At 51.5% G+C, this 22,722-nt stretch carries 23 protein-coding genes; 14 read left to right on the top strand and 9 right to left on the bottom strand.

Annotated elements, in window-relative coordinates; translation table 11 throughout:
* Nucleotides 1–24 precede the first annotated feature (24 nt).
* Nucleotides 25–1,977 carry an acetoacetate--CoA ligase gene (locus tag TALK_RS20720; protein ID WP_085621076.1) on the bottom strand — a complete coding sequence of 651 codons (1,953 nt, stop codon included), beginning with the start codon at nucleotides 1,975–1,977 and terminating at the stop codon, nucleotides 25–27.
* Between the two features lie 422 nt (nucleotides 1,978–2,399).
* On the opposite strand from TALK_RS20720, the gene moaB reads away from it, so the two are divergent.
* The 6 genes from moaB (at nucleotide 2,400) to TALK_RS20750 (ending at nucleotide 8,454) form a co-directional block, all read left to right on the top strand.
* A complete protein-coding gene (gene moaB, locus TALK_RS20725; protein ID WP_085621077.1) occupies nucleotides 2,400–2,930 on the top strand; it encodes a molybdenum cofactor biosynthesis protein B in 531 nt (176 codons plus the stop codon).
* A gap of 84 nt (nucleotides 2,931–3,014) precedes the next feature.
* Nucleotides 3,015–3,785, top strand: a complete 771-nt coding sequence (locus tag TALK_RS20730) for a sulfite exporter TauE/SafE family protein (RefSeq protein ID WP_085621078.1) — start codon at nucleotides 3,015–3,017, stop codon at nucleotides 3,783–3,785.
* A 431-nt stretch (nucleotides 3,786–4,216) separates the two neighbouring features.
* Complete coding sequence (locus TALK_RS20735) at nucleotides 4,217–5,290, top strand: methyl-accepting chemotaxis protein (RefSeq protein ID WP_085621079.1); 1,074 nt, start codon at nucleotides 4,217–4,219, stop codon at nucleotides 5,288–5,290.
* A gap of 237 nt (nucleotides 5,291–5,527) precedes the next feature.
* Nucleotides 5,528–6,589: a methyl-accepting chemotaxis protein gene (locus tag TALK_RS20740; RefSeq protein WP_085621080.1), complete on the top strand. Its 1,062-nt coding sequence runs from the start codon at nucleotides 5,528–5,530 to the stop codon at nucleotides 6,587–6,589.
* A 222-nt stretch (nucleotides 6,590–6,811) separates the two neighbouring features.
* The gene (locus TALK_RS20745) at nucleotides 6,812–7,618 is read left to right on the top strand and encodes a hypothetical protein (RefSeq protein WP_085621081.1); all 807 of its coding nucleotides are present in this window, start codon (nucleotides 6,812–6,814) and stop codon (nucleotides 7,616–7,618) included.
* A gap of 74 nt (nucleotides 7,619–7,692) precedes the next feature.
* Entirely contained in the window at nucleotides 7,693–8,454 is a 762-nt protein-coding gene (locus TALK_RS20750) for an IclR family transcriptional regulator (protein ID WP_085621082.1), read from the top strand.
* Nucleotides 8,455–8,584: 130 nt separating this feature from the next.
* On the opposite strand, the gene msrA is transcribed toward TALK_RS20750, so the two are convergent.
* On the bottom strand, nucleotides 8,585–9,229 hold the full coding sequence (gene msrA, locus TALK_RS20755; protein WP_085621083.1) for a peptide-methionine (S)-S-oxide reductase MsrA: 645 nt from the start codon (nucleotides 9,227–9,229) through the stop codon (nucleotides 8,585–8,587).
* A 182-nt stretch (nucleotides 9,230–9,411) separates the two neighbouring features.
* On the opposite strand from msrA, the gene TALK_RS20760 reads away from it, so the two are divergent.
* The gene (locus tag TALK_RS20760; RefSeq protein ID WP_085621084.1) at nucleotides 9,412–9,768 is read left to right on the top strand and encodes a hypothetical protein; all 357 of its coding nucleotides are present in this window, start codon (nucleotides 9,412–9,414) and stop codon (nucleotides 9,766–9,768) included.
* A gap of 161 nt (nucleotides 9,769–9,929) precedes the next feature.
* Here TALK_RS20760 and TALK_RS20765 read toward each other — a convergent pair whose 3' ends face one another.
* The 3 genes from TALK_RS20765 to TALK_RS20775 form a co-directional block, all read right to left on the bottom strand.
* A complete protein-coding gene (locus tag TALK_RS20765; RefSeq protein WP_085621085.1) occupies nucleotides 9,930–11,192 on the bottom strand; it encodes an SPOR domain-containing protein in 1,263 nt (420 codons plus the stop codon).
* Between the two features lie 280 nt (nucleotides 11,193–11,472).
* Nucleotides 11,473–11,835 carry a hypothetical protein gene (locus TALK_RS20770; RefSeq protein ID WP_245830065.1) on the bottom strand — a complete coding sequence of 121 codons (363 nt, stop codon included), beginning with the start codon at nucleotides 11,833–11,835 and terminating at the stop codon, nucleotides 11,473–11,475.
* Between the two features lie 125 nt (nucleotides 11,836–11,960).
* Entirely contained in the window at nucleotides 11,961–12,428 is a 468-nt protein-coding gene (locus TALK_RS20775) for a tetratricopeptide repeat protein (RefSeq protein WP_085621087.1), read from the bottom strand.
* A 133-nt stretch (nucleotides 12,429–12,561) separates the two neighbouring features.
* Between TALK_RS20775 and TALK_RS20780 the strand changes: the two genes are divergently transcribed.
* A complete protein-coding gene (locus TALK_RS20780) occupies nucleotides 12,562–13,281 on the top strand; it encodes a DUF4126 domain-containing protein (RefSeq protein ID WP_085621088.1) in 720 nt (239 codons plus the stop codon).
* Between the two features lie 112 nt (nucleotides 13,282–13,393).
* Here TALK_RS20780 and thrS read toward each other — a convergent pair whose 3' ends face one another.
* On the bottom strand, nucleotides 13,394–15,331 hold the full coding sequence (gene thrS, locus TALK_RS20785) for a threonine--tRNA ligase (RefSeq protein WP_085621089.1): 1,938 nt from the start codon (nucleotides 15,329–15,331) through the stop codon (nucleotides 13,394–13,396).
* 386 nt (nucleotides 15,332–15,717) lie between these two features.
* On the opposite strand from thrS, the gene TALK_RS20790 reads away from it, so the two are divergent.
* On the top strand, nucleotides 15,718–16,905 hold the full coding sequence (locus tag TALK_RS20790; protein ID WP_085621090.1) for an MFS transporter: 1,188 nt from the start codon (nucleotides 15,718–15,720) through the stop codon (nucleotides 16,903–16,905).
* Nucleotides 16,906–16,986: 81 nt separating this feature from the next.
* Here TALK_RS20790 and TALK_RS20795 read toward each other — a convergent pair whose 3' ends face one another.
* Nucleotides 16,987–17,664, bottom strand: coding sequence for a DUF599 domain-containing protein (locus TALK_RS20795; protein WP_085621091.1), 678 nt, complete (start codon nucleotides 17,662–17,664; stop codon nucleotides 16,987–16,989).
* Nucleotides 17,665–17,880: 216 nt separating this feature from the next.
* Here TALK_RS20795 and TALK_RS20800 point away from each other — a divergent pair, with 216 nt between their 5' ends.
* From TALK_RS20800 to TALK_RS20810, 3 genes are all read left to right on the top strand, one after another.
* Nucleotides 17,881–18,366 (top strand): hypothetical protein, encoded by a 486-nt coding sequence (locus TALK_RS20800; protein ID WP_085621092.1) that lies wholly within the window; start codon nucleotides 17,881–17,883, stop codon nucleotides 18,364–18,366.
* Nucleotides 18,367–18,458: 92 nt separating this feature from the next.
* Nucleotides 18,459–19,265 carry a peptidoglycan DD-metalloendopeptidase family protein gene (locus TALK_RS20805; RefSeq protein ID WP_245830066.1) on the top strand — a complete coding sequence of 269 codons (807 nt, stop codon included), beginning with the start codon at nucleotides 18,459–18,461 and terminating at the stop codon, nucleotides 19,263–19,265.
* Nucleotides 19,265–19,615, top strand: a complete 351-nt coding sequence (locus TALK_RS20810; RefSeq protein WP_085621093.1) for a DUF1491 family protein — start codon at nucleotides 19,265–19,267, stop codon at nucleotides 19,613–19,615. Before TALK_RS20805 ends, TALK_RS20810 begins: the two co-directional genes overlap by 1 nt.
* 89 nt (nucleotides 19,616–19,704) lie before the next feature.
* On the opposite strand, the gene TALK_RS20815 is transcribed toward TALK_RS20810, so the two are convergent.
* Nucleotides 19,705–20,025, bottom strand: coding sequence for a peptidylprolyl isomerase (locus TALK_RS20815; RefSeq protein ID WP_085621094.1), 321 nt, complete (start codon nucleotides 20,023–20,025; stop codon nucleotides 19,705–19,707).
* A 197-nt stretch (nucleotides 20,026–20,222) separates the two neighbouring features.
* Between TALK_RS20815 and yaaA the strand changes: the two genes are divergently transcribed.
* The gene (yaaA, locus tag TALK_RS20820) at nucleotides 20,223–20,996 is read left to right on the top strand and encodes a peroxide stress protein YaaA (RefSeq protein WP_085621095.1); all 774 of its coding nucleotides are present in this window, start codon (nucleotides 20,223–20,225) and stop codon (nucleotides 20,994–20,996) included.
* Nucleotides 20,989–22,083 (top strand): glycosyl transferase family protein, encoded by a 1,095-nt coding sequence (locus tag TALK_RS20825; protein ID WP_245830067.1) that lies wholly within the window; start codon nucleotides 20,989–20,991, stop codon nucleotides 22,081–22,083. The genes yaaA and TALK_RS20825 overlap by 8 nt, the downstream gene beginning before the upstream one ends.
* Before the next feature lie 74 nt (nucleotides 22,084–22,157).
* On the opposite strand, the gene TALK_RS20830 is transcribed toward TALK_RS20825, so the two are convergent.
* On the bottom strand, nucleotides 22,158–22,700 hold the full coding sequence (locus tag TALK_RS20830; protein WP_085621097.1) for a DUF924 family protein: 543 nt from the start codon (nucleotides 22,698–22,700) through the stop codon (nucleotides 22,158–22,160).
* Nucleotides 22,701–22,722: the final 22 nt, after the last annotated feature.

Genomic DNA, 22,722 nt, shown 5'->3' on the forward strand with positions numbered 1-22,722 from the left:
TAAAAGGCAGAGTGAATTGCCAGATTAACCACGCAGTTCGGGCAAATTGGCAAAAAGCTCAAGCGCTGTGGGGTTTGCAAGTGCTTCCTGATTCTTGACCGGGCGCCCATGCACAACATCGCGAACGGCAAGTTCGGTGATTTTTCCAGACTTGGTACGCGGGATGTCTGCAACGGCAATGATCTTTGCCGGGACGTGTCGTGGCGTGCAATTATTGCGGATCTGTTTGCGTATACGGTCCATCAGAAGCTCGTCTAGCTGATATTTTTCGCGCAGCACAATAAACAAAACGACCCGAACGTCGTTATCCCATTCCTGACCGATAACGATGGATTCTTGGATTTCAGGCAGCTTTTCGACCTGGCGATAAATCTCGGCGGTGCCAATGCGCACACCACCCGGATTAAGTGTCGCATCCGAGCGACCGTAAATTACCATGCCGCCGTCATCGTCAAGTTCGACATAATCGCCGTGGCACCAGATGTTTTCGAACCGATTGAAATAGGCATCCTTATAGCGCGAGCCATCCGGGTCATTCCAGAAACCGACCGGCATTGACGGGAAGGGGGCGGTACAGACCAGTTCACCCTTTTCATTGCGGATCGGTTTGCCGGCATCATCAAAAACGTCAACTGCCAGACCCAATGCACGTGTTTGAATGATGCCACGCTTAACCGGTAAGACCGGACAGGCCAGCACGAAACATCCCAGAATGTCTGTGCCGCCGGAAATCGATGCCAGATGGATATCGTGGCGAATATCACGATAGACATAATCAAAGCTTTCCGGGGCCAATGGCGATCCGGTCGAGGTCATCGCCCGCACAGTTGAAAGGTCGTGCGTTTCGCGCGGTTTAAGATCGGCCTTGGCAAGGGCGTCGATATATTTGGCCGAGGTGCCAAACAATGTCATGCCTTCGGCATCGGCATAATCAAACAGGATGTTGCCGCTAGGATAGAAAGGCGAGCCATCATAAAGCAGAAGCGTTGCCCCCGCCGCCAGACCACCCATCAGCCAGTTCCACATCATCCAGCCGCAGGTGGTGAAATAGAACACGCGGTCACCCGGTATCACATCGCAATGCAAGACATGTTCGGACACCTGTTTAAGCAGGGTGCCGCCGGTACCATGGACGATGCATTTCGGTTTTCCCGTCGTTCCCGACGAAAACATGACATAGAGCGGATGGTTGAACTCGACCTGTTCAAAGGCAATCTTGCGCGCGTCAAACGGGGCGATGAAATCGTCATAGGCAACGCCACCACGGATGCCGGTGGTATTGGTGCCATCAAAGGCATAATTGACGATCACGACTTTTTGGATGCTGTCGATCCGGTCAATAACGTCGCGGACCTTTTCGCGAATATCGTGGCTTTTGCCGTTATAATGATAGCCATCAACCGTGATCATGATTTTCGGTTCGATCTGGCCGAACCGGTCAACAACGCCCTGAACGCCAAAGTCGGGCGAGGCCGAGGACCATGTTGCCCCGATTGCAGTCGTCGCCAGCATCGCAATAACGGTTTCGATCATATTGGGCATATAGCCGCAAATGCGGTCGCCCTTGACGATGCCCTCGGCGCGCAATGCCTGCGAGAATTTCGATACGGCAATATTCAGGTCGCACCATGAAATGCGGCTTTTGACCTTGTCTTCGCCCCAGAAGACAAGGGCGTCAGTGTCGTCATCGCGAACCAGCAGGTTTTCCGCGAAATTAAGCCGCGCATCAGGGAAGAATTGTGCCCCTGGCATCTTGTCGCCATCGACAAGAACCCTGTCGCCCCAGCGTTCGGCTTTAAGACCGACATAGTCAATAATTGCAGGCCAGAAATCCTCTTTGTGGGCGACTGACCAGTCATAAAGCGCGTGGAAGCTGCCGAGCTTCAAATCGTGCTTTTCATTCACCCAATTGCGGAATTGGGTGACATTTGCGTTCTTAACGCGGGTCGGACTGGGCTGCCAAAGCAAGTCGCTCATTTTGGATCCTTATGTTTCCTGCCTGTTTATTTTCTTGTCGTTACCGATCATTTTTAAATGTTAAATCGGTATCTCCCTACCACTTTTTTACGGAGATTTATGTTGCACGGCAAGAAAAGTCATGGGATGGGGCCGTGCAAGTGTGAAATTGGTTAGGTTTTGTATTGATAAACCAAGTGAAATTTGTTGGTTATCCGATTGTAATTGCGTGATTAAGGTATTTTTCAGGCCGTGCTTGCATGATCCGGTTTGCGTGTTTACCGCCAGTCCGTTTTGGTAATAAAACAACCAAAACGCTTGTGGTTTTGGTTGATCCTGATTCGCGTCGGCGGGCTTGTGCAGTGCGATATCCCGAAACGACTTGCGCTTGGCGGCGCGCTGGCTACTCTGTCGCAAGTCAACGTTACCAGCCGGAGTTCCCCATGGCCAAGATCGATGAAAGCCGTCCGTTTGTCTCGGTAAATATTGCGGTTCTGACTGCAAGCGATAGCCGCACGCTTGAGAATGATACCTCGGGCGATATCCTTGTTTCCCGGATCGAGGCCAAGGGGCACAAGGTTGCCGCGCGTGCCATCGTCAAGGATGACTTTGATGCCATTGTTGCGCAATTAAACCAGTGGTGTGACGATCCGGAGATTGATGTGGTGATCAGTACTGGTGGAACCGGTGTGACCGGCCGTGATGTCACCACCGAAGCGCATCAGAAAGTATATGACAAGGAAATCCCCGGATTTGGCGAATTGTTCCGGTGGTTGTCCTTTGCCAAAATCGGGACATCTACCGTCCAGTCGCGTGCGACGGCCGGGGTTGCGCGCGGGACCTATATGTTTGCCTTGCCGGGGTCCAATGGGGCTTGCAAAGATGCCTGGGATGATATTTTGTTTTACCAGCTCGATATTCGTCATCGCCCGTGCAACTTTGTTGAATTGATGCCGCGTTTGACCGAAAAATAGGGATCGGGAACTACCCGGTTATCCTGTCTTTTTCCTTTGATCTTTGATCTTTGTCCTTTTCCTATTTCCCTGTTGGACCGCTTTATGGAAATCATTACCGATCCGTTCTTTTATCTTGTCGGTATTCCGGCTGTGCTGATTGCCGGTGTTTCCAAAAGCGGGTTCGGGGGCGGGCTTGGCGTGATCGCGGTGCCTTTGATGGCACTGGCATTGTCGCCGCAAGCCGCGGCGGCGATCATGTTGCCGATCCTGTGTCTGATGGATCTTGCGAATGTCTGGGCCTATCGCAAGAATTGGGATCGTCGCAATATGATGATCCTGATCCCGGCGGCTTTGCTGGGTATTTTGATCGGGACGCTATCGTTTAGTTATCTCAATGAATACGCCGTAAAGCTGATTATCGCGGTTATTGCGATTGGCTTTACACTTGATCATTGGTTCCGTGGCAAGAAACGGGGGGATGCCGTTGTGCCGGCCCGTTGGGGTAAGGGATCTTTTTGGGGAACCATTGCCGGGTTTACCAGTTTTGTCGCCCATGCCGGCGGGCCGCCAGTATCGGTGTTTTTGTTGCCGCAACGGATGGACAAGACGGTCTTTGTCGGCACGACGGTCATGTTCTTTATCGTTGTCAATTATGTAAAGCTTATCCCGTACTGGTTCTTGGGGCAGTTTGGTGGCGCCAACCTGGGAACCGCACTTGTGCTTGTACCGGTGGCGCTTTTGGGAACCTGGCTTGGCCTTTGGGCGCATGACAAGATAAGTGAAAAGCTTTTCTATCGTGTTTGTTATGGTTTGCTATTTGTCACCGGTGTGAAGCTATTGACAGACGCTGGTTTGCATTTTGTCAGCACTTAGGCTTGATGTTCCATGGACGGGTGATGCTGTAAAGCGCGCATAAGCAACTTTATGTCTGTATTCGGCTTTTAGAGCAGGCTTATGAAATTTTATCTCAAAAATTCGAATTCGAATCGCATTTAATGCGGATTTTCGGGCGTTGATTGTCTGGGGCAGATTATCTGCAACCGGGAATTATAATATTTGGATGTATACACGTCCTATGCAAGCGCGACGGATCAGGGTGCCGATTGTATTAGGTGATTTCACGCAGATTATTTGTGACGCGTAGTCAAAGGTCATTTATGTAAATGGAATGTAATGATATATGCTTGAAATTATTTAATAAAATTAGAAATTTCTCATCTGTAGTTAAAAAAAAGCTAATGAGTTTCAGGCGTTTCCCACTCAGAATTTCAAAGGAAAATAAATAAAAACAGGGAGAGGCTTTTATGCCTGAGAGAATTTTGAACGCTGCCACAAAGATGTCTGAGCTCACAACCGCCAAAGTTGGTGAGATTCAGAATGTCACAAGAACAGCTAAGATTTTGGCGATGAATGCCTTGATCGAAGCTTCACGTGCTGGCGAGGCAGGGCGCGGATTTGCTGTTGTTGCGAGCGAAGTGAATACTATTTCCCAACGGGTTACGTCAATTGCAACCGAGCTTCAGGGATTGTTTGCTGATGAAGCGCGTGATTTACGGGTAACCGCCCAGACCGTACGGGGATCGCGCCTGTCAGATTTGGCACTTTACGTGATCGAATTGATTGACCGTAATCTTTATGAGCGAAGCTGCGATGTGCGTTGGTGGGCAACTGATAGTGCCGTTGTCGATGGTTGTATCAAGGCTGATGACCTGGAGGCTGTGAGCTGGGCTTCAAAGCGCCTAGGGGTAATTCTTGATTCTTATACTGTTTATCTGGACCTCTGGATTGCGGATCGACATGGCCGAGTTATTGCCAATGGTCGCCCCGAGCGTTATGGGGTCAAGGGGGTGAATGTTAGTTCTGCGGCATGGTTCAAGCAAGCAATGGCGACCCGTAATGGGGAGGAATATGCCGTGGCTGATGTAGAAACAAACAAGGAGCTTGGAGGAAAGTCCGTCGCGACCTATGCCACGGCCGTCCGTTCAGGTGGGGAAGTCGATGGTGAAGTGATCGGTGCTATGGGCATCTTTTTTGATTGGGAAAGTCAGGCTGAGTCGGTTGTAAATTCTGTAAGTCTTCCTGCCGAGGAACGTGAGCGGACTACGATTATGATTGTAGATCGCGATTGCAAGGTTATTGCATCATCTGACCACTTGGCACGAGCCGGTGAATTTCTATCATTGCGGATTGATGGTGCGAAAAAGGGGGCATATTTGTTAGACGATGAAAGTATCGTCGCATACGCGCTGACGCCCGGGTTTGAAACATATGAAGGGTTGGGTTGGCGTGGAGTGATCGTCCAGAAGCCGACGCAAAGTTCTTCGATACGTCAGGTGCGTTCTGGGGCGAATAATATCGGTGAACTTGTTCAGCGATAGTGAATGGCAATTTAGTCGTTTAATGATCCATAGTTGAAAGAGAGGGCGGGGATTTTTCCGCTCTTTTTTTATTTGTTTTAGTTTAATAATGAAGTTTTTGAAAATCAGCTATGTAAGCATTTGTACATTAACCAATCGGGCATGAATTGCATATAAATTACGCTTATAAAAATGATGCGTAAAAAAAATGCATCGAAACAGGGTGGAACCGAAACTCATTAAGTGGAGCTTGCAGAGATGCCCGAACGGATTTTGCAGGTGGCGACAGAGATGTCCCATCTTGCCAATGAAAAGATAACCGAGATCAAAGGGGTAACCCGGGCAACGCGGACGCTGGCGCTGAATGCATTGATCGAAGCTGCCCGTGTTGGAGAAGTCGGGCGGGGATTTGGCGTGGTGGCCAACGAGGTCAAGGATATCTCGCAACGTGTCACGGTCATTACCGAAGAACTTGAACAGATGTTTGATAATCTGGCGCTTGATCTTGAGCGCACGGCGCAAACCGCACGCGGCGATCGGTTTGCCGATCTGTCGCGTTATGTTGTTGAACTGATGGATCGCAACCTTTTTGAACGGTCTTGTGATGTCCGTTGGTGGGCGACCGATGCGGCCGTGGTGGATGTGTGCGAAAATTCAGAAAATCCGGATGCGGCGGAACTGGCGTCCCAGCGACTGGGCGTTATTCTGGATTCCTATACGGTCTATCTGGATTTGTGGGTTGCCGATTGTAACGGACGGATCATCGCCAACGGGCGGCCCGATAAATATCGTCTTGCCGGTGCGGATATCAGCCATATGCAATGGTTCCGAGATGCCATGCGGTGCCGCGATGGTGGCGATTATGCCGTTGCCGATATCGAACGCAACGATCTGTTGGGCAATGCCGCGACGGCGACCTATGCCACGGCCGTGCGCCGTGGGGGGAAGGCCAATGGCGAGGTCATCGGCGTTATGGGCGTATTCTTTGATTGGGAAAGTCAGGCTCCGATGGTGGTCAAGGCATTGAACTTTAACGACGAGGAACGCGCACGGACGCGTGTGATTCTGATTGATTCAACAGATCGCATGATTGCCGCATCTGATGATCTGGGTGTTCTGAGCGAAACGTTTAAATTGGGTGGTGATGATCCTGCGCGCGGGTCGTATTTTTTGGGGGATGGGACACTGGTTGCCTATGCTCTGACGCCGGGTTATGAAACCTATAAGGGATTGGGTTGGCGCGGTGTTATCATGCAAAAACCGCGAAATTCTGTCCGTGGTGCCGAAACCCCAAAGCCAAAACTTTCGGCGGTGTCGTGATGCGATCCGGGCGGAGGCGATAGCCGTTCGGAATATAACTTTAGAACTGAAAATGCGGGCGCCTTCGGGGGCCCGTTTTATTTTGGGTGCATCGTGGCACGCATAGCGCGGCCCCGGAAAATTGGTTCAGACTTGCGCAACAGGTTAAAACGGACTAGCGATAAAATATAATATAACGACAAGTCATCAATGAATTGTCGAAAAAAGTTCAGGGAGGTTTTCGTGGCGTTGCTGTTTGCCAAGCTTGCAGTATCGATTGGTGTTGTGCTGATTTTATCGGTGCTGGCTGAACGGGCCGGGCCGCGTGTTGCCGGCGTTCTTTCAGGATATCCGCTTGGCACGGCGATCCTGCTTTATTTTATCGGGGTCGAGCAGGGTGTTGCCTTTGCCTCGGAAAGTGCAGTTTATGCCTTGCCGGGCCTGATTGCGACATTGGCCTTTTTGTATGCCTATTATCTGGTGTCACGCCAGCTATTGCATCAAAAAATGGTCTGGCAATTGCCCCTTAGTTCGCTTGCGGCCTTTGGGGCGTTCCTGACGGTTTCATGGATTTGTCAGCAGATTTCCTTTAATCGTGTATCAGGTGCAATTGCGCTTTTGATTGCGATGGGGATGGCTTTGGTGCTGTTTCGCGGGATCGAGAATGTCCGTATTTTGAACCGTGTGCGGCTGACGCGCAGTGTAGTGTTGTTTCGGGCTGTTTTGGCGGCATTGATTGTTTTGGGCATCAGTGGCATTGCGGCATGGATCGGGCCGAAATGGGCCGGGCTGTTTTCGGGGTTCCCGGTAACGCTTTATCCGATGATGCTGATCTTGCATGTTTCATACGGTGTCGGGCCGTTACACACGGTTATCCGTAACTTCCCAAGGGGCATGGGGGCGTTGTGGATTTACATTCTGGCCGTGACGGTCACCTATCCGATTTGGGGGATCAATACAGGCACGATCCTTTCCTTTGCCGTCGCGACGCTTTATCTGATTGCCTATTCCACTTTGGTTTGGATGCGCGAAAAGTCCGTGCGTGCGTAAGGCCGATCCCATAATATCTTATTATATCAGTTTATAAGGGCCAAATAAGGCCCGCGACCGGGAGGAAGATCTGCATGCAGCAGGTTCAGTCATTGGTAAGGGCGCTCAGTATTCTGAATACCCTTGCCGATAGTGAAGACGGCATGACTTTGACCGAAACTGCCCATCAGGTGCATTTACCGCCATCAACCGTTCACCGGTTGCTGACGACGATGCAGCATGAACGCTATGTCACCTTTGATAGCGAGCGGACATTATGGTCCGTTGGCGTACAGGCCTTCAGCGTTGGCAACGCCTTTACCAAAAACCGCAATCTTAGCCAGATTGCCCGGCCCTATATGCGGGCCTTGATGGAAGACAGCGGTGAAACCGTCAATCTGGCGGTTGCAGACGGTGGCGAGGTTATTTTCCTGTCGCAGGTTGAATGCCGCAAGATGATGCGCGCTCTTGTTACACCGGGGCGCCGCGCCCTTATGCATTGTTCCGGGGTGGGCAAGGCGCTTTTGGCGTTTTTGCCGGACGAAGAAGTTGATGCTGTCATTGCCCAGCATGGCCTGCCCAAGATCACCGAACGTACTTTGGTCAGCGGAAAGACCCTGAAAGGTGATCTTGAGCGGTCGCGCCAGCGTGGCTATGCGCTTGATGACGAAGAACACGCTATTGGATTGCGCTGTGTGGCTGGTGTGGTGCGCGATGAAACCGGTTTGCCAATTGCGGCCCTGTCGCTTTCGGGGCCTGCGGCACGTATTCCCAATGACCGGATCGAACAGTTTGGATTGAAAGTTCGCCGGGTCTGCGCCGATCTTAGCCGTGAATATGGCGGTAAGCCGGTCTGATCGCTTCGGGGAGTTTCGACCCTAAATCAGGCTTCGTCCGTTTTACGCGGGCGAAGCTGAGCTTTCTTTTCATCACGCTGCTTTTTTGACGGCACAGATCATAGTTTTTATCTGCTGGGTATGTCCCCGGTCACATTCCGGGGCAGGAAACACCCGTGCCACCCAGTCCACAATAACCATCGGGGTTTTTATGCAGATATTGCTGATGGAAATCTTCGGCATAGAAAAAGGTCGGTGCGTCTTCGATCTCGGTGGTGATTGCGGTATGACCTGCTGATTTCAAGGCATCAAGATAGTTTTGTCTGGATGCGAGGGCGGCCTCTTTTTGGGCTGCATTTTGGGTATGGATCACCGAACGGTATTGCGTGCCCACATCATTTCCCTGACGCATGCCCTGTGTCGGGTTGTGATTTTCCCAAAACAGTTGCAGGAGTGCCGGATAGGAAATTACGGCTGGATCGAACACCACCTGAACAACTTCGGCGTGACCGGTCATGCCGCTGCAAACTTCGCGATAGGTCGGGTTTTCGGTGTGGCCACCAGCATATCCGGCTGCGGTGCTGAAAATGCCTTTCTGCTTCCAGAAAAGGCGTTCGGCACCCCAAAAACAGCCCATGCCGAATACTGCGGTTTCAAGGTTTTCCGGGAACGGTCCGGTCATAGGATTGCCGGTGACGACATTGCGATCTGCGACCTGAACTTGTTCGGCGCGACCGGGCAGGGCGTTTTCAGCAGATGGAACAGTAATTTTTTCGGGGGCAACAGAAGAGAACATGCCGATAACCTGACTTGCGTTGATGAATTGACCTGCAATTTAGCGCAGATCACCACTTTAGCAATCGTCTTCACGGGAAATTGTCTTGGAACATTCTTTTGGTTCGGCGGGCATCGGCGGCGATAATCATGTTGCCCATGCCCATGCCCATGCCCATGCCTATTTTCCAGGATATCGCTGATTTGCAACGCATACGACATTTGAAATCGACGGTATTGATGGTGGGCGGTGTGATCAGCCTGTTTATCGGATGTGTTTTCCTGCCCTTGCCGCCGCCATTTTTCGGAATTGTCTTTATTGCAATCGGTATTCCGATGCTTGCGGCCGGATCAAAACGGACAAGACGGTTTATCCAATATCTACGCTGGCGTTATTATCATCATAACAGCAAAATCGAAGCCATCTTATCCCGGCTGCCGGGGTTTTTGCGTCGTCATGGCCGCAAAACACGGCCGGAGGCCCGTCATCGTGCCTTTGGGCAATGGATCAACAAGCCGTTGGATATCCGTTCCCCACACAAAGGCGAAACCCGGTCATAATGTCATTGGCGATTGGGCCGTTTGGTGTGATGTTGCCAACCCAAAGAAAATCAGACCCGTGCAAGTCCGGTGTGTAAAACCGGTAAAACCGGTAAAACCGGTTCTATGGGGCAGCGGATTAGAAGTCAGATCAAGGAAGGGATTAAACCGGTCATTGCTGATCACGGGGTAACTTGGCGGATCAGGCAATCGATCCCGGCACGCTTTAATCCGTTGCAAGCCGATTGTGCATCGGTCTTACGGGTATATTGGCCGGTCATCAGGCGGAAAAACAGGCCCTTGCCCTCGATCGCGATGCTTTGGACATTGTGGGTGGCACCACCAAGGATACCATCCCCCATTGCTTGAAAGCGCTGCCAGCGTGATTCGGCCATCTCGCGCGAGCGATAGGCTGCCAGTTGGACTGTGTAATAAGGGCTGCCTGGAGGGGCGACCTGGGATTGGGCTTTCGCCGATGTCGTGGGTTCAGGCACGGTAACAGGCTTTGGTGTGATCGGTCGGTCAGTTGTGGCATCGACCATCGGGACTTCAATCATGGAGAGGCTTGCAACCGGAACTTCGTCGGCAAGTTCCAATGTGCCGCTTTCAACCGGGCGCGTGGTTGATAGCAGCGCCTTGTTCGAGGCGCTTGGTGTTATCGCACTGCCCTTGATCGTGCCCGGGGGGGCTGATGTGGTAATTAAAGCGGCTGAGGCGGCCTTGGACGGTGTTGGTGCTATTGTCGGAGCTGCCGCCGCCGGTGCTTGTGTCGGCACTGTCGGTGATGCAATTCGCGCGGCAGGCCTGTCAACAGATGTCAGGCGCGCCGTATTTGCACTGACATCCATTTTCATCGTCGTTCTTGGCGTTATGGAATCTTCGGGCGGGACGTTGGCGGCAATGGTGTTGTTATAAAAATCACGATTGCGTTTTATTGTCGGTGGATTGGGAAGTTCCGGACCGGGCGCCACAGTTGCCGCCGCAATCACTGCATCGATTTCGCGTGACCGGGCAAGGTCGGGGTTGCCAGCATCAAGTGCTTTAAGGCGTTTTTGCGCCAAGCTGGTGATCGTGCCGGTCAGTATGATTCCATTACCGCAATCAATTGTGGTTGTCACATTTGGATCGGCGGCTGTCAGCCAAAGATAAAGTCGACGTGCCCTGGCAGGTTCGCCAGCCAAATCAAATGCGATGGCCTGGCGCAGATCCGATGCCGGGTCACCTTGAAGGGCAATCGGTTCATCAGGATCGGTCGCAGATTGCGGATTGGAGGGTATCGTTTTTAGAGGGGTATCACCAAAAAACAAACCACAGGCAGCACTGTTAATGCCCGGTGTTCTGGCGATATCTGGTGTTTGGGACTGAGGCATTTCAGGCAGGGTGCCTGCGTCGCTGATGGTGATCCGGTTCGATGCACCGTTATCAGCAACGAACAGTGACATCATGTCACCTTTTGAACACCCAGCTAGAAAAGGAATAAACAGGACTGTGGTCAAGCAGCCGTATTTCCAGCGTGACAGTGTTGCGGATTTGGCGCTTTTATTGATCAATTTGCACCTGATTTTCCTTTAAGTCCCCAAGCGTCCGTTCTCGGACACCCCCAATTTTGCAATCGGGCGGAAGACTGTCAAGCAATCAGAGACAACAGGTGACTGAATTCGTTTTCGGTTTTACGGCCGAAGACGGATTTTCAGGAAAATCAGGGCAGATTTGATCAATGGACAATTAGCGATTCAGCAGGGGAATCATGATCCCCGCCAGCAAAACCAGAACCGTCACCGCGATGACGATGTTCATGATGCTTTTGGTGGCTTGATTGGCAACTTCGCGGGTGACAGCGGGTGTTTGACCACGCGCCTTCCCACTGGTGCCACCGGCGTTTTCGCGGGTCAGAATTTTGACGATATGCTTTTTTTCACGCTTGTTGGCCTCGTCGTATTTGCTTTCGACGACGTGCACTTCGGTGTTGTTTTTGTTGGTTATGGCATCCTTGGCTGCTGTTAGTGCCGTTTGATAGTCTGGAGCCTTCGTGAGTTCCATCGGTTGTCCGGTGTTGCGAATAACAACAACGACATAGCTTTTGCGCATAACTGCGTCAGACATCGACTTTCGTCCAGTTCATGATCCAAGGGTAATCATTACATGGCGCTTAAGAAGGTCGTTGCAAAGCTATCCTGACGAATAGTTTTCGCGTTTTTTTGTTCCAAGCACACCTATTGCGTTATTTTTCCGGCTAGCTCTTTGTATTCATTGCAATTTATGCCGCATATTTTTTCAAGTCGCGCAAGGTTTTCACGTGCCATATCGGGTTTTCCAGTCTGCAGGAACAGTTCACCTTGATATTCAAGGGCGCCGATATGTTCAGGGTTGATCATCAGGGCACGTTCATAGTTCTGTGCGGCACTGTCATAATCGCCTGACTTGCGTTGGCTATAGGCCAGATAGTTCAAAAGATCGGCGTTTTTGGGATCATCGGCAAGCATGGCTTCAAGGCCCTCGATTGCCAGATCGTATTTTCCGGCATCGATCATTTCGGTAACGGCGGAAAGGTCGGGTTTGTCGCTGCCCCAACTGTCGGCATTGCCCATGGCAAGGGCAGGCGAGGTTGCCGCGCCAAATGCAAGCGCAATGGCCAGAGATGCGGATGCAATAAGGTTTTGGGTTTTGCCTTTGGAGGTCATCGTCGTTACCTTTCAGGGATGTCACACATGCACGACGTGCGAAACCAGTGTTCGAACTTTGGATTTATCATAACTTCAGGTTAAATGCAGTCACGAGTTGGTGAAGGCATTACATCATAAAAGGCTGAAACAATTGGGACTGATCGAAACACTTGCCTTGGCAATGGGCGGGGCATGGGCAAGCGGCGTCAATCTTTATGGCACGGTGCTTGTTCTCGGATTGATGGAAAATTTCGGGTTGATTGATTTGCCGTCAGAATTGCAAATTCTGAGTGCCTGGTGGGTGCTTGCACTGGCTTTGGTTTTGTATCTGATCGAATTTGTTGCCGATAAAATTCCCTTTGTCGATAGCGTCTGGGACGCGATCCATACCTTCATTCGCATTCCGGCCGGTGCCATGCTGGCGGCTGGTGCTGTTAGTGGGTTTGACAGCGGTCTTGGCCCTGAAACACAAGCCTTACTCGCGCTTCTTGTCGGCGGGACCATAACGGCCAGCAGTCATTTCGCAAAGGCAGGCAGCCGGGCCGCGATTAATGCATCGCCAGAACCCGTATCAAACAGCGTTGCATCGGTGACCGAAGACCTTGCTGTTTTCGGGATGTTGTATGCGGTTGTTTTTCATCCGGTGACATTTTTTGTGCTGTTTGGCGTTTTCATGCTGTTGTTGATTTGGCTGGTGCCAAAAATCTGGCGGTTTATTGGCGGTGTGTTTGGCAATGCGCGGCATCCCGCCGCGGCCTATCAACAGGCGCAGGATCAAAGGACGGATATGGCATCAGAACTGTCAGATGATGGAAAATTCACATTGTCGCTTGGCCGTTCGGGCAAAGGCCCCAAACTGCCTCCGCAATAGGCGGCCATGACGGTCGACAGGGCGGTAAGGCTGCTAAAATGCAAAAGGCCCGCAACATGATGTGCTGCGGGCCTTTGTTATATGCGGTCATGTTGGATCAAAATCCAAAGGATTAGAATTCGGCTTCGATCACGCGATTTTGGATTTCGGCAACCATGGCATCGCCGATTTCGTCAATGCCATAGGTTTTCTGATGCTTGAAACCAATCCGACGAACCGAAGCGGTTTTTTCTTCGGCTTCGCGTTTGCCAAGTGCCAGAATGAACGGCACTTTGGCGTGGCTGTGTTCGCGGACCTTGTAATTGATCTTTTCATTGCGAACATCAAGTTCAACGGTCAAGCCTTTGGCTTCAAGTGCCTTTTTGACTTCATGTGCATAGTCATCTGCTTCGTTGGTGATGGTGCAGACCACCGCATGAACCGGTGACAGCCACAGCGGCAAACGACCGGCATAGTTTTCGATCAGAATGCCGATAAAGCGTTCAAGCGAGCCAAGGATCGCACGGTGCAGCATGACCGGACGATGTTTTTCACCGTCTTCGCCCATGTAGGACGCGTCAAGGCGTTCGGGCAGAACAAAGTCGGCCTGAAGCGTGCCGCACTGCCAGTCACGACCAATTGCATCGCGCAGAACGAATTCAAGCTTCGGTCCGTAGAATGCACCTTCACCCGGATTGATTTCAAGCTTAAGACCGGCTTCTTCGGCAGCTTCGCGAAGGGCGGTTTCCGCCTTGTCCCAAATTTCATCTGAACCGGCGCGAATTTCGGGGCGGTCCGAGAATTTAACCAAGACATCGGTAAAGCCGAAATCCTTGTAAACCGATTTCAGAAGATCACAGAAAATCTTGGTTTCCGAAACAATCTGGTCTTCGGTACAGAAGATATGCGCATCGTCCTGAATGAACTGGCGCACGCGCATGATGCCGTGCAGACCGCCGGATGGTTCATTGCGATGGCAACAGCCAAATTCCGCCATACGCAGCGGCAGGTCACGGTATGACTTGCTGCCCATGCGGAAAATCTGCACGTGGCACGGGCAGTTCATTGGCTTGAGTGCCAGAACCTTTTCGGGATCATCTTCATCCGGGGTGGTGGTGAACATGTTCTCGCGGAACTTTTCCCAATGCCCGGATTTTTCCCAAAGGATACGGTCAACAAGCTGTGGGGTGCGGACTTCCTGATAGCCCGCGGCATCAAGACGTTCGCGGACGTAATTTTCGACCTTGCGATAAAGCTTTAGCCCCTTGTCATGCCAGAACACCGATCCCTGGGCTTCTTCCTGCATGTGGAAAAGGTCCATTTCGCGGCCCAATCGGCGATGGTCGCGTTTTTCGGCTTCTTCAAGCATATGCAGATAGGCATCAAGCTCTTCCTGGGTTTCCCAGCAGGTGCCATAGATACGTTGCAGCATTTCGTTATCGGAATTGCCGCGCCAATAGGCACCGGCGACTTTCATCAGTTTGAAAGCCTTGCCGATTTTCCCGGTTGATGGCGCATGCGGGCCACGACACAGATCAATAAAGTTACCTTGACGATAGCAGGTGATCGTCTCGGTTTCCGGAAGATCGCGAATGATCTCGGCCTTATAGTCTTCGCCCTTGTCGAGGAAGAACTGGATGGCTTCGTTGCGATCCCAGACTTCGCGTTCGATTTTCTCGTTACGCTCGACGATTTTGTGCATCTGCTTTTCGATCTTGATCAGATCGTCCGGCGTAAAGGGGGTTTCGCGGGCAAAGTCGTAATAGAAACCGTTGTCAATAGACGGTCCGATGGTGACCTGCGTATCGGGATAAAGTTCCTGAACAGCTTCGGCCATGACATGGGAGCAGTCATGCCGGATCAGCGGCAGAACTTCCTTGTGCCCTTTGGTCACAATCTCGATGGCGGCATCAGTGTCGATCTCGCGCATAAGGTCGCGCAGTTCGCCGTTAACGATGATGGCAAAGGATTTCTTCGCCAGCGAAGGACTGATGCTTTTGGCAACATCGAAACCCGATACAGGACCGTCAAATTCGCGTACGGCGCCGTCCGGAAGGGTGAGGGCAATCATGTTTGGCTCAACTCTGTTTTCTGCGGGCAAATAAAGTCATGTGCGCATTTTTCAAACCCGCATGTTTACGCGGGCTGTATGCACAAGAAAAGGAATTTCAGGATGAGGTCAAGTTCGCTCTTTGAAAAAAGCGCCCGGAACAGCAACACAAAAACCCACTCCGCCTGAAAGGCGTGCGGCGATTGCGTATTCCATCAATTTTTTGTCGGCCATGCCGTGCATTGATGCTATCCCGTTAATTGATAAAGCCAATATAACATCAAAAGACCACAGGGCAAGATGCAACTCGGTTGGGATTTTACAGAAATTCCTTGTTTTTGTGTTTTGTCAAAAACCCTAAATAATAATGGCGCCACCACGCCAGACATACCCAAAGGGAAGCCCCGATGCCGAGCCCCGAAATTCGCAGAAATATCCTGTTTCTAAGCCTTTGCGTCGCGCTGTCTGCCAGTGCGATGTCACTGTTATTCACAGTTGCGGCCGTGATTGGTTATTCGCTGGCGCCCGATAAATCGCTTTCGACCTTACCAGTGGCCTTTACCATGATCGCCATGATGCTGACCACAGCACCATCAGCGTTGATGATGAACCGGTTTGGTCGACGGGCGGTATTCTGGGTCGGGTCGGGGATTGGCATGCTGGGCGCCTTATCTGGAATGGGCACCGTTTATTTCGGCAGTTTCTGGATGTTGTGTGTAGCCTGTTCCTGTATCGGGTCGGCCAATGCTATTGCCATGCAATATCGGTTTGCCGCCGCCGAAGTTGCACCACCCGAATTCCGGTCACGTGCGATTTCGCTGACCATGCTGGGCGGGCTTGCCGCGGCCTTTGTTGGGCCGAATTTGGCAAGTTTCGCGCGCAACTGGTTTGAAACCGTGCCGTTCCTTGGCACATTCCTCGCCCTGATCGGCTTGCAGGTCTTGTTGGTTGTTGTGATCGGGCAATTGCGGTTGCCTGATACGCGTGGACGTCAACATGACGAACCTGCAAGGCCGCTTAAGACCGTGCTGGGGCAACCCGCCGTGATTGTTGCCATGGTGGCTGGCGCACTTGGTTATGCCGTCATGAGTTTTGTGATGACCGCGACACCACTTGCGATCCTTGATTGTAATTACGAATTCGGGGATGCGGCCTTTATCATTCAATGGCATGTGGTTGGCATGTATGCGCCGGGGTTCTTTACTGGCAATCTAATCCGCCGGTTTGGTGCGCTTACCATCATTCAGATTGGGGCGGTGCTGAACCTGATTTGCTTGGCATTCGGGCTTGGTGGGCAGGATTTGATGGCCAATTTCTGGCCGTCGCTGGTGCTGCTTGGGGTTGGCTGGAACTTTATGTTTGTTGGCGCAACGACGTTTTTGACAGAAAACTATCGCCCGGCAGAGCAAGCGCGCGTGCAGGCGATCAACGAATTTGTCGTGTTCGGGACGGTTGCCATGGCGTCTTTGTCCGCGGGTTCTATCTATTCCGGATCAGGCTGGGGCGCGCTTTTGTATTCGGCGGCATTGCCGGTCGGGTTGGTGATGTTGGTGATTGCCGGTTATGCCCTGCGACGTCGGCGACAAGCGGCCTGACCATTCAAAATATTCAGAAACCAAAGGGCTGCGAAAATCGCAGCCCTTTGGTTTTGGTTGGCGATAATAACCAGCGATCAATCAATGGTGCCCGGTTAGAATATCAAGAGCATGCGAGCGGAATTCGCGGTTATAAAGCACCAGTGTGACCCATGCGGCACCAATGATGAAGGCTGCGGGGTGGTAGAACCATGCCAAAGCCGACAGCGCGAAGAAATAGGCACGAATGCCCCGGTTGAAGTTATGGGCCGACATCATGTTCATACGGGCGGCGCGGGCGGCGGCACGGGCGGCATCCGGATCGCTTGGATCGGGGGCTGCACCGATCAGGATCGAACAATAGTTTGATAATCGGAAAGCCCAGGTGAATTTGAAAAACGCATAGATAAAGATCAGCAGCAGAAGCACGACCTTGCATTCCCAGACCGCGGATGTGGTTATAACGGCAAAGGGCAGGGCAGATACGGTCTGCATGGCTTTTTCGGTATAGCCCAGAAGCGCAACCAGACCGATTAGCACCAGAATGGTGGTCGAGGAAAAGAAACTGATGCCTGTAATCAGGTTGCCGGCAATCGCTGTATCGACCATACGCAGATTGCGTTTAAGCATCTGTTCCATCCAGCGATGGCGATTGCGCGCCATATGGGCCGATATTGAATTTCGGCGCTGCGAGGTGGCATCGGCAAAAATGGTATAACCAATCCACCAAATAAAAGCCCAACTGATGGCTGCAATATCAAGTAGCGTAAATTCAGGCATAATATGATCCGCCGTTAAAGTCGTATCGGTCGCAAAATCTGACAGACCGTAACGGCATCCTACTGAAGATAGGTGTTTCTTCGCAATCGGCTTTGATGTTTCTTATATTGAATTTGGTCTGTGATCCATGCATGCCTGCCCTTTGTTCGCCCGGTGCGGGTTGTGTTTTTGATCGATACAGAGTATCAGCGGCGCAAATTTCCACTGGAGAGTGACATGAGCGACCTCGAAAATGATCTTGGCGAAGACATTGATTTCGACGAATTCGAAGCCCACACCGAACAGCTTTTGGCCGAAGGCCGCAAGAAAGACGATCTGTTTGAATTCATCGGCTTTCTGAATATCAATGAAGTCGGCACGCATATGGTCGCGGCCGAGATGGTTCTGGACGAAGATGCCATCAATCAGATGAGCAAAACACTCCGCAAGCTTGACGTCGATCTGAGGCCGCTTGGTGACTTGACCGGTGGTCTTAAGGGCGGCGAAGACGTTCAGCGTGCGCTGGCGGCCCTGTTCCTGGAACTGGTCGAGCTGTGTGAACTTGATGAAGACGACGAAGATGCCGGTGAGCTTTCCGAAGAAGCCCTGGTGCTTTTGAACTTCGTCAAACGCTTCAATCCGCAGATGCGCCGCCTGACAGTTGCACTGACCGATACCGATGACGATGATGTTGCCTGTGAATACGAAGTGACCAACTGGTAACTCATCGCACTTGCCCTTGTGGCAAAATATCATGTAGGCAAAGGCAGGGTGTTTTTTACACGTCCTGCCTTTTTCTTTGCGGAGCCACCATTGTGACCCTGACCACCGCCACCAAAGCCATTGATGATGTATCGGCGCGTTTCCAATCTTATCTTGACCGTCATGCGGCGCATCAGGAGCCAATGGAAAGCGCAACCCGTCTTCGGCAATGGATCCTTGATCATCAGGATGATTTTGCTCCGGTGATGGAATGTGATCTGAAAACCTGTCCGAAAGTCGTTTATGATTTTTCGCGCAATGGCGATGTGGTGATTGGTGGTACCAGTGATCCGGCGCGTCAGACCGAAGTCATGTGGCAGCAATTAAAAGATGCCAATGCCCCGGTTGGCATCGGGCGTTATCGTGAAGACCGGGTATGCTATCAGTCCGATCAGTTTAAAACGGATGGCGAGGCTCGAAGCCAGCATCTGGGGGTTGATCTGTTTGCACCGGCTGGAACGCCGGTATATGTGCCCCTTGATGGTGTGGTGCACAGCTTTGCCGATAACAATCTGCATCTTGATTATGGCCCGACCATCATCCTTGAACATAACCCGGCACCAGATGTGACCTTTTACACGTTGTATGGCCATCTGAGCCAAGCCTCGCTTGAGGGGCTTTATGTCGGGCAACCGGTCGAAAAGGATGGTTTGTTGTGTCACTTCGGTGATTTTCCGATCAATGGTGACTGGATCCCGCATCTGCATTTTCAGATTATTTTCGATATGCTGGGCAAGCAGGGCGATTATTTCGGAGCGGCCAAACCATCGGAATGGGATATCTGGCAAAGCATTTGCCCGAATGCCAATCTGATCCTGCAAATGCCGGAAAATGTTACCGCCGATCGGAGTGGCCAGTAATGCAGCCAAGGCTGAAGGCTGGTATCTGGGTGCGCGGGCAAATCGCAATTTGCCAATCCATGGCAATGACCGCGATGGTGGCCCATAAAGGCAATGAAGATGCCGGTGCGGTCTTGCTTAAACTCAATCGATTTGATGCGGGATGTTATATTTATTCCCGGGTGACGACACTTGATGGTGATTTGGGCTGGATGCAGGTGGCAGGTGGCCCGGGGGGCGGGCGCGAAACTGAATTTCTGTGCGATGAGTATTGGCGCAAGCAGGTGACATATGATCGCGATGTCTGGGTGCTTGAGGTTGAAGACCATAAAGGCCAATACGAACTGGATGCGCCAGTCGTCGATTTCTAAGATTTCTGATCGTTATGTGACCTAAAGCGCAGGCACAAAAAAAGGCCCGCAACGGATTGCGAGCCCTTTGAAATTTCAAAGCGTGCCGATTAGGCGGTACGCTGCAACAGGTGATAACCGAAATCGGTTTCAACCACGTCGGACGTCGTGCCAACTTCCATGGTGAAAGCAGCCGCGTCAAATTCCGGAACCATCATGCCACGGCCAAAGAAGCCGAGATCGCCACCCTGCTGACCGGACGGGCAATCGGAATTGGTTTTGGCGACTTCTGCGAAGTCGGCACCGTTTGCGATCTGGTCCTTGAGCGCGTTGATTTCGGTAAGCGCTTCATCCTTGGTACGGGTCGCACTTGAACGTGACGAACCGGCATACATCAGAAGAATGTGGGATGCGCGAACTTGTTCACTCATAACTCGTCCTTTCTTCCGCAGCGGGCTTGCGCCTTGCGGATTTTCTGCAAGATTAGAAAATTATGGAGAAGGTAAAGGGACCAAATTCATATGCAAGTCGATATACGCATACACATGGGCTTGGGCCCTAGACTTTCTCCATGCCTTGTGGCTTGTTACGACAAAATGATCAGAGATGAAAGAGAAGAGGCGCATTGATGCTTGCTGTTGTTTCACCGGCAAAGAAACTCGATTTCGAAATGGATGCTCCGGAAATGGTTGTTTCCGAACCAGAATTTCTTGACGATACCGAGGAACTCATTGAAGTCGCGCGTAAAAAAAGTCGCAGCGATCTGATGAACCTGATGGGCATCAGCGAAAACCTTGCTGATCTGAACTATCAGCGGTTCCAACATTTTTCACGTCCTTTTGATCGGACCAATGCCAAACCGGCAATTTATGCGTTTCGCGGTGATACCTATATCGGACTTGATGCCGACACCATGGATGCAAAAGACATCGATTGGGCCGAAGGCCATTTTCGGATGCTTTCGGGGCTTTATGGTCTTTTGAAACCGCGTGATTTGATGCAGCCTTATCGCCTTGAAATGGGGACGCGGCTAGAAAACCCGCGGGGCAAGGATCTTTATGCGTTTTGGGGGGATAAACTTTCCCAACAGATTAATGCCATCACCAAGGGACACAAGGATCGCAGCCTGATCAATCTGGCATCGAACGAATATTTCAAGTCGGTGAAGAAAGATGCGTTGGAAGTGCCGGTCATCACGCCGGTGTTCAAAGAAGTCAAAGTTGGTGTTGCCAAGGTTATCAGTTTTTCAGCCAAGCGTGCACGTGGCATGATGGCGCGCTATATGATCGATAACCGACTTGAGTCCCCCGAAGACCTTAAATCGTTTGATTTGGACGGTTATCGCTATCAAAACGACCTGTCCAATGATAACGAGTGGGTCTTCACACGTGAACATGACTGATAACAGAAGTGGTGCGGATCGGATGACCGACGATCATCTAGAACAGCTTGAAGAAGAAACCCACCTGCCGGAAGCCCATCCGTTTTCGGGCTATTTGCGGACGTTTTTCCGCGGCCCGGGTCGATCACGCAGTCTGACGCGCGAAGAAGCATTCGATGCCTTTTCGATGATCCTGCGCGACGAGGTGGAACCGATTCAGTTGGGCGCATTTCTTTTGATGCTGCGCTATCGGGCGGAAACACCCGATGAACTGGCAGGCATGATCGAAGCTGTCCGCAAGGCTGCCCGACTTGAGCTTGATGATGAAAGCCTGGTTCCCGAAAAATGCCATCCGATGCTGGATTGGCCGTCCTATGCGGCGGGCCGGACGCGCGGATTGCCGTGGTTTGTGATGTCGGCGATGTTGTTGTCACGCAATGGTATTCCGGTCCTGATGCATGGCTACAATTCGCATTTGTCAAACGGTGTCGGGACCGAGGTTGCGATCAAGGCACTTAAGCTGCCGATCGCCATGTCAGCCGACGAAGCACGTTCGGATATCGCGTCCAAGGGATTTGCCTATTTGCCGTTGCGTCATATTCATCCAAAATTGCAGGAATTGCTTGGCTTGCGGCCGCTTTTGGGGTTGCGCAGCCCGGTTAATACGCTGTTGCGTTTGCTTAATCCGTTACAGGCCCGTGCTGCATTTCTTGGTGTGTTTCACCCGGCCTTTTTGGATGTGCATCGGGAAACCGGCAAATTGCTTGAATTGCCGCGTATCGGTGTGATCAAGGGCGGTGGCGGCGAGGCCGAACGCACCCCATTCAAGCATGTCGATCTGCGTATGCTTGATAACGGTGAACTCAGTGACGTTCGTTGGCCGGAATTGTTACCACGTACCGAAAAGGACGACGCAGACAGCAGCCCCGTTACCCTGAAACATTTTCTGGCGGTTTGGCGTGGCGAGGTCGAAGACCGTGCTGCCATCGCACGGATCAAGGGCAGTGCGGCAATGGGCGCCTTTTTGGCGGGCAAGGCTGATTATATTGACGAGGCCGAATCTCTTATCGAAGACTGGTGGGAAAAACGGGATCGCGAAATCGGCTGATAGGTTGAGTTTAGACGCAAAAACGACAAAGGGATGGTTTGCGCCATCCCTTTTTTATGCTTGGTCTTTGATGCTTAGAACGATGAATTCGGTTCTTTCAGGAACGCGATTTCATCTGGCGTTGATACCCGGCCAAGGATGTCGTTGCGATGCGGATATCGGCCAAAACGATCAATGATCTGTTTGTGTTTGATTTCAAACGCATGATTGCTTTCAAGGCCGGGCTGATCAAACAGATCAAGCGCAATATCATGCATCATTTCTGATTCGGAATGCATATAGGGTATATATAAAAATAGTTTTTCTGTTGGTTTGGGAAGTTTGCCGTCAAGGCCATGTGTGACGGCTTCCTGTGCCAGAGCCAGTGCCATTGGGTCGCAGGCAAACGCGCCCGGTTCATCGCGATAGATATTGCGTGAAAACTGATCAAGAACAATGATTTCAGCCAGACGGCCATGAACCGTTTTGCGCCAGCCATAAAGTTCACCCGCCGCTGCTGCGGTATGGAAATCGGCAAATCGTTCCTTGATATGGCTATCAAGTGACAGGTCTTTTTTAAACCATTGTTCCGGGTCCAGTTCCTTGAACCAGAAGACAAGAATGGATTCAGGTTTCATCAGCCGCTCCATTGCTTTTTTT

Source organism: Thalassospira alkalitolerans, from assembly GCF_002115745.1.
GTDB lineage: Bacteria > Pseudomonadota > Alphaproteobacteria > Rhodospirillales > Thalassospiraceae > Thalassospira > Thalassospira alkalitolerans.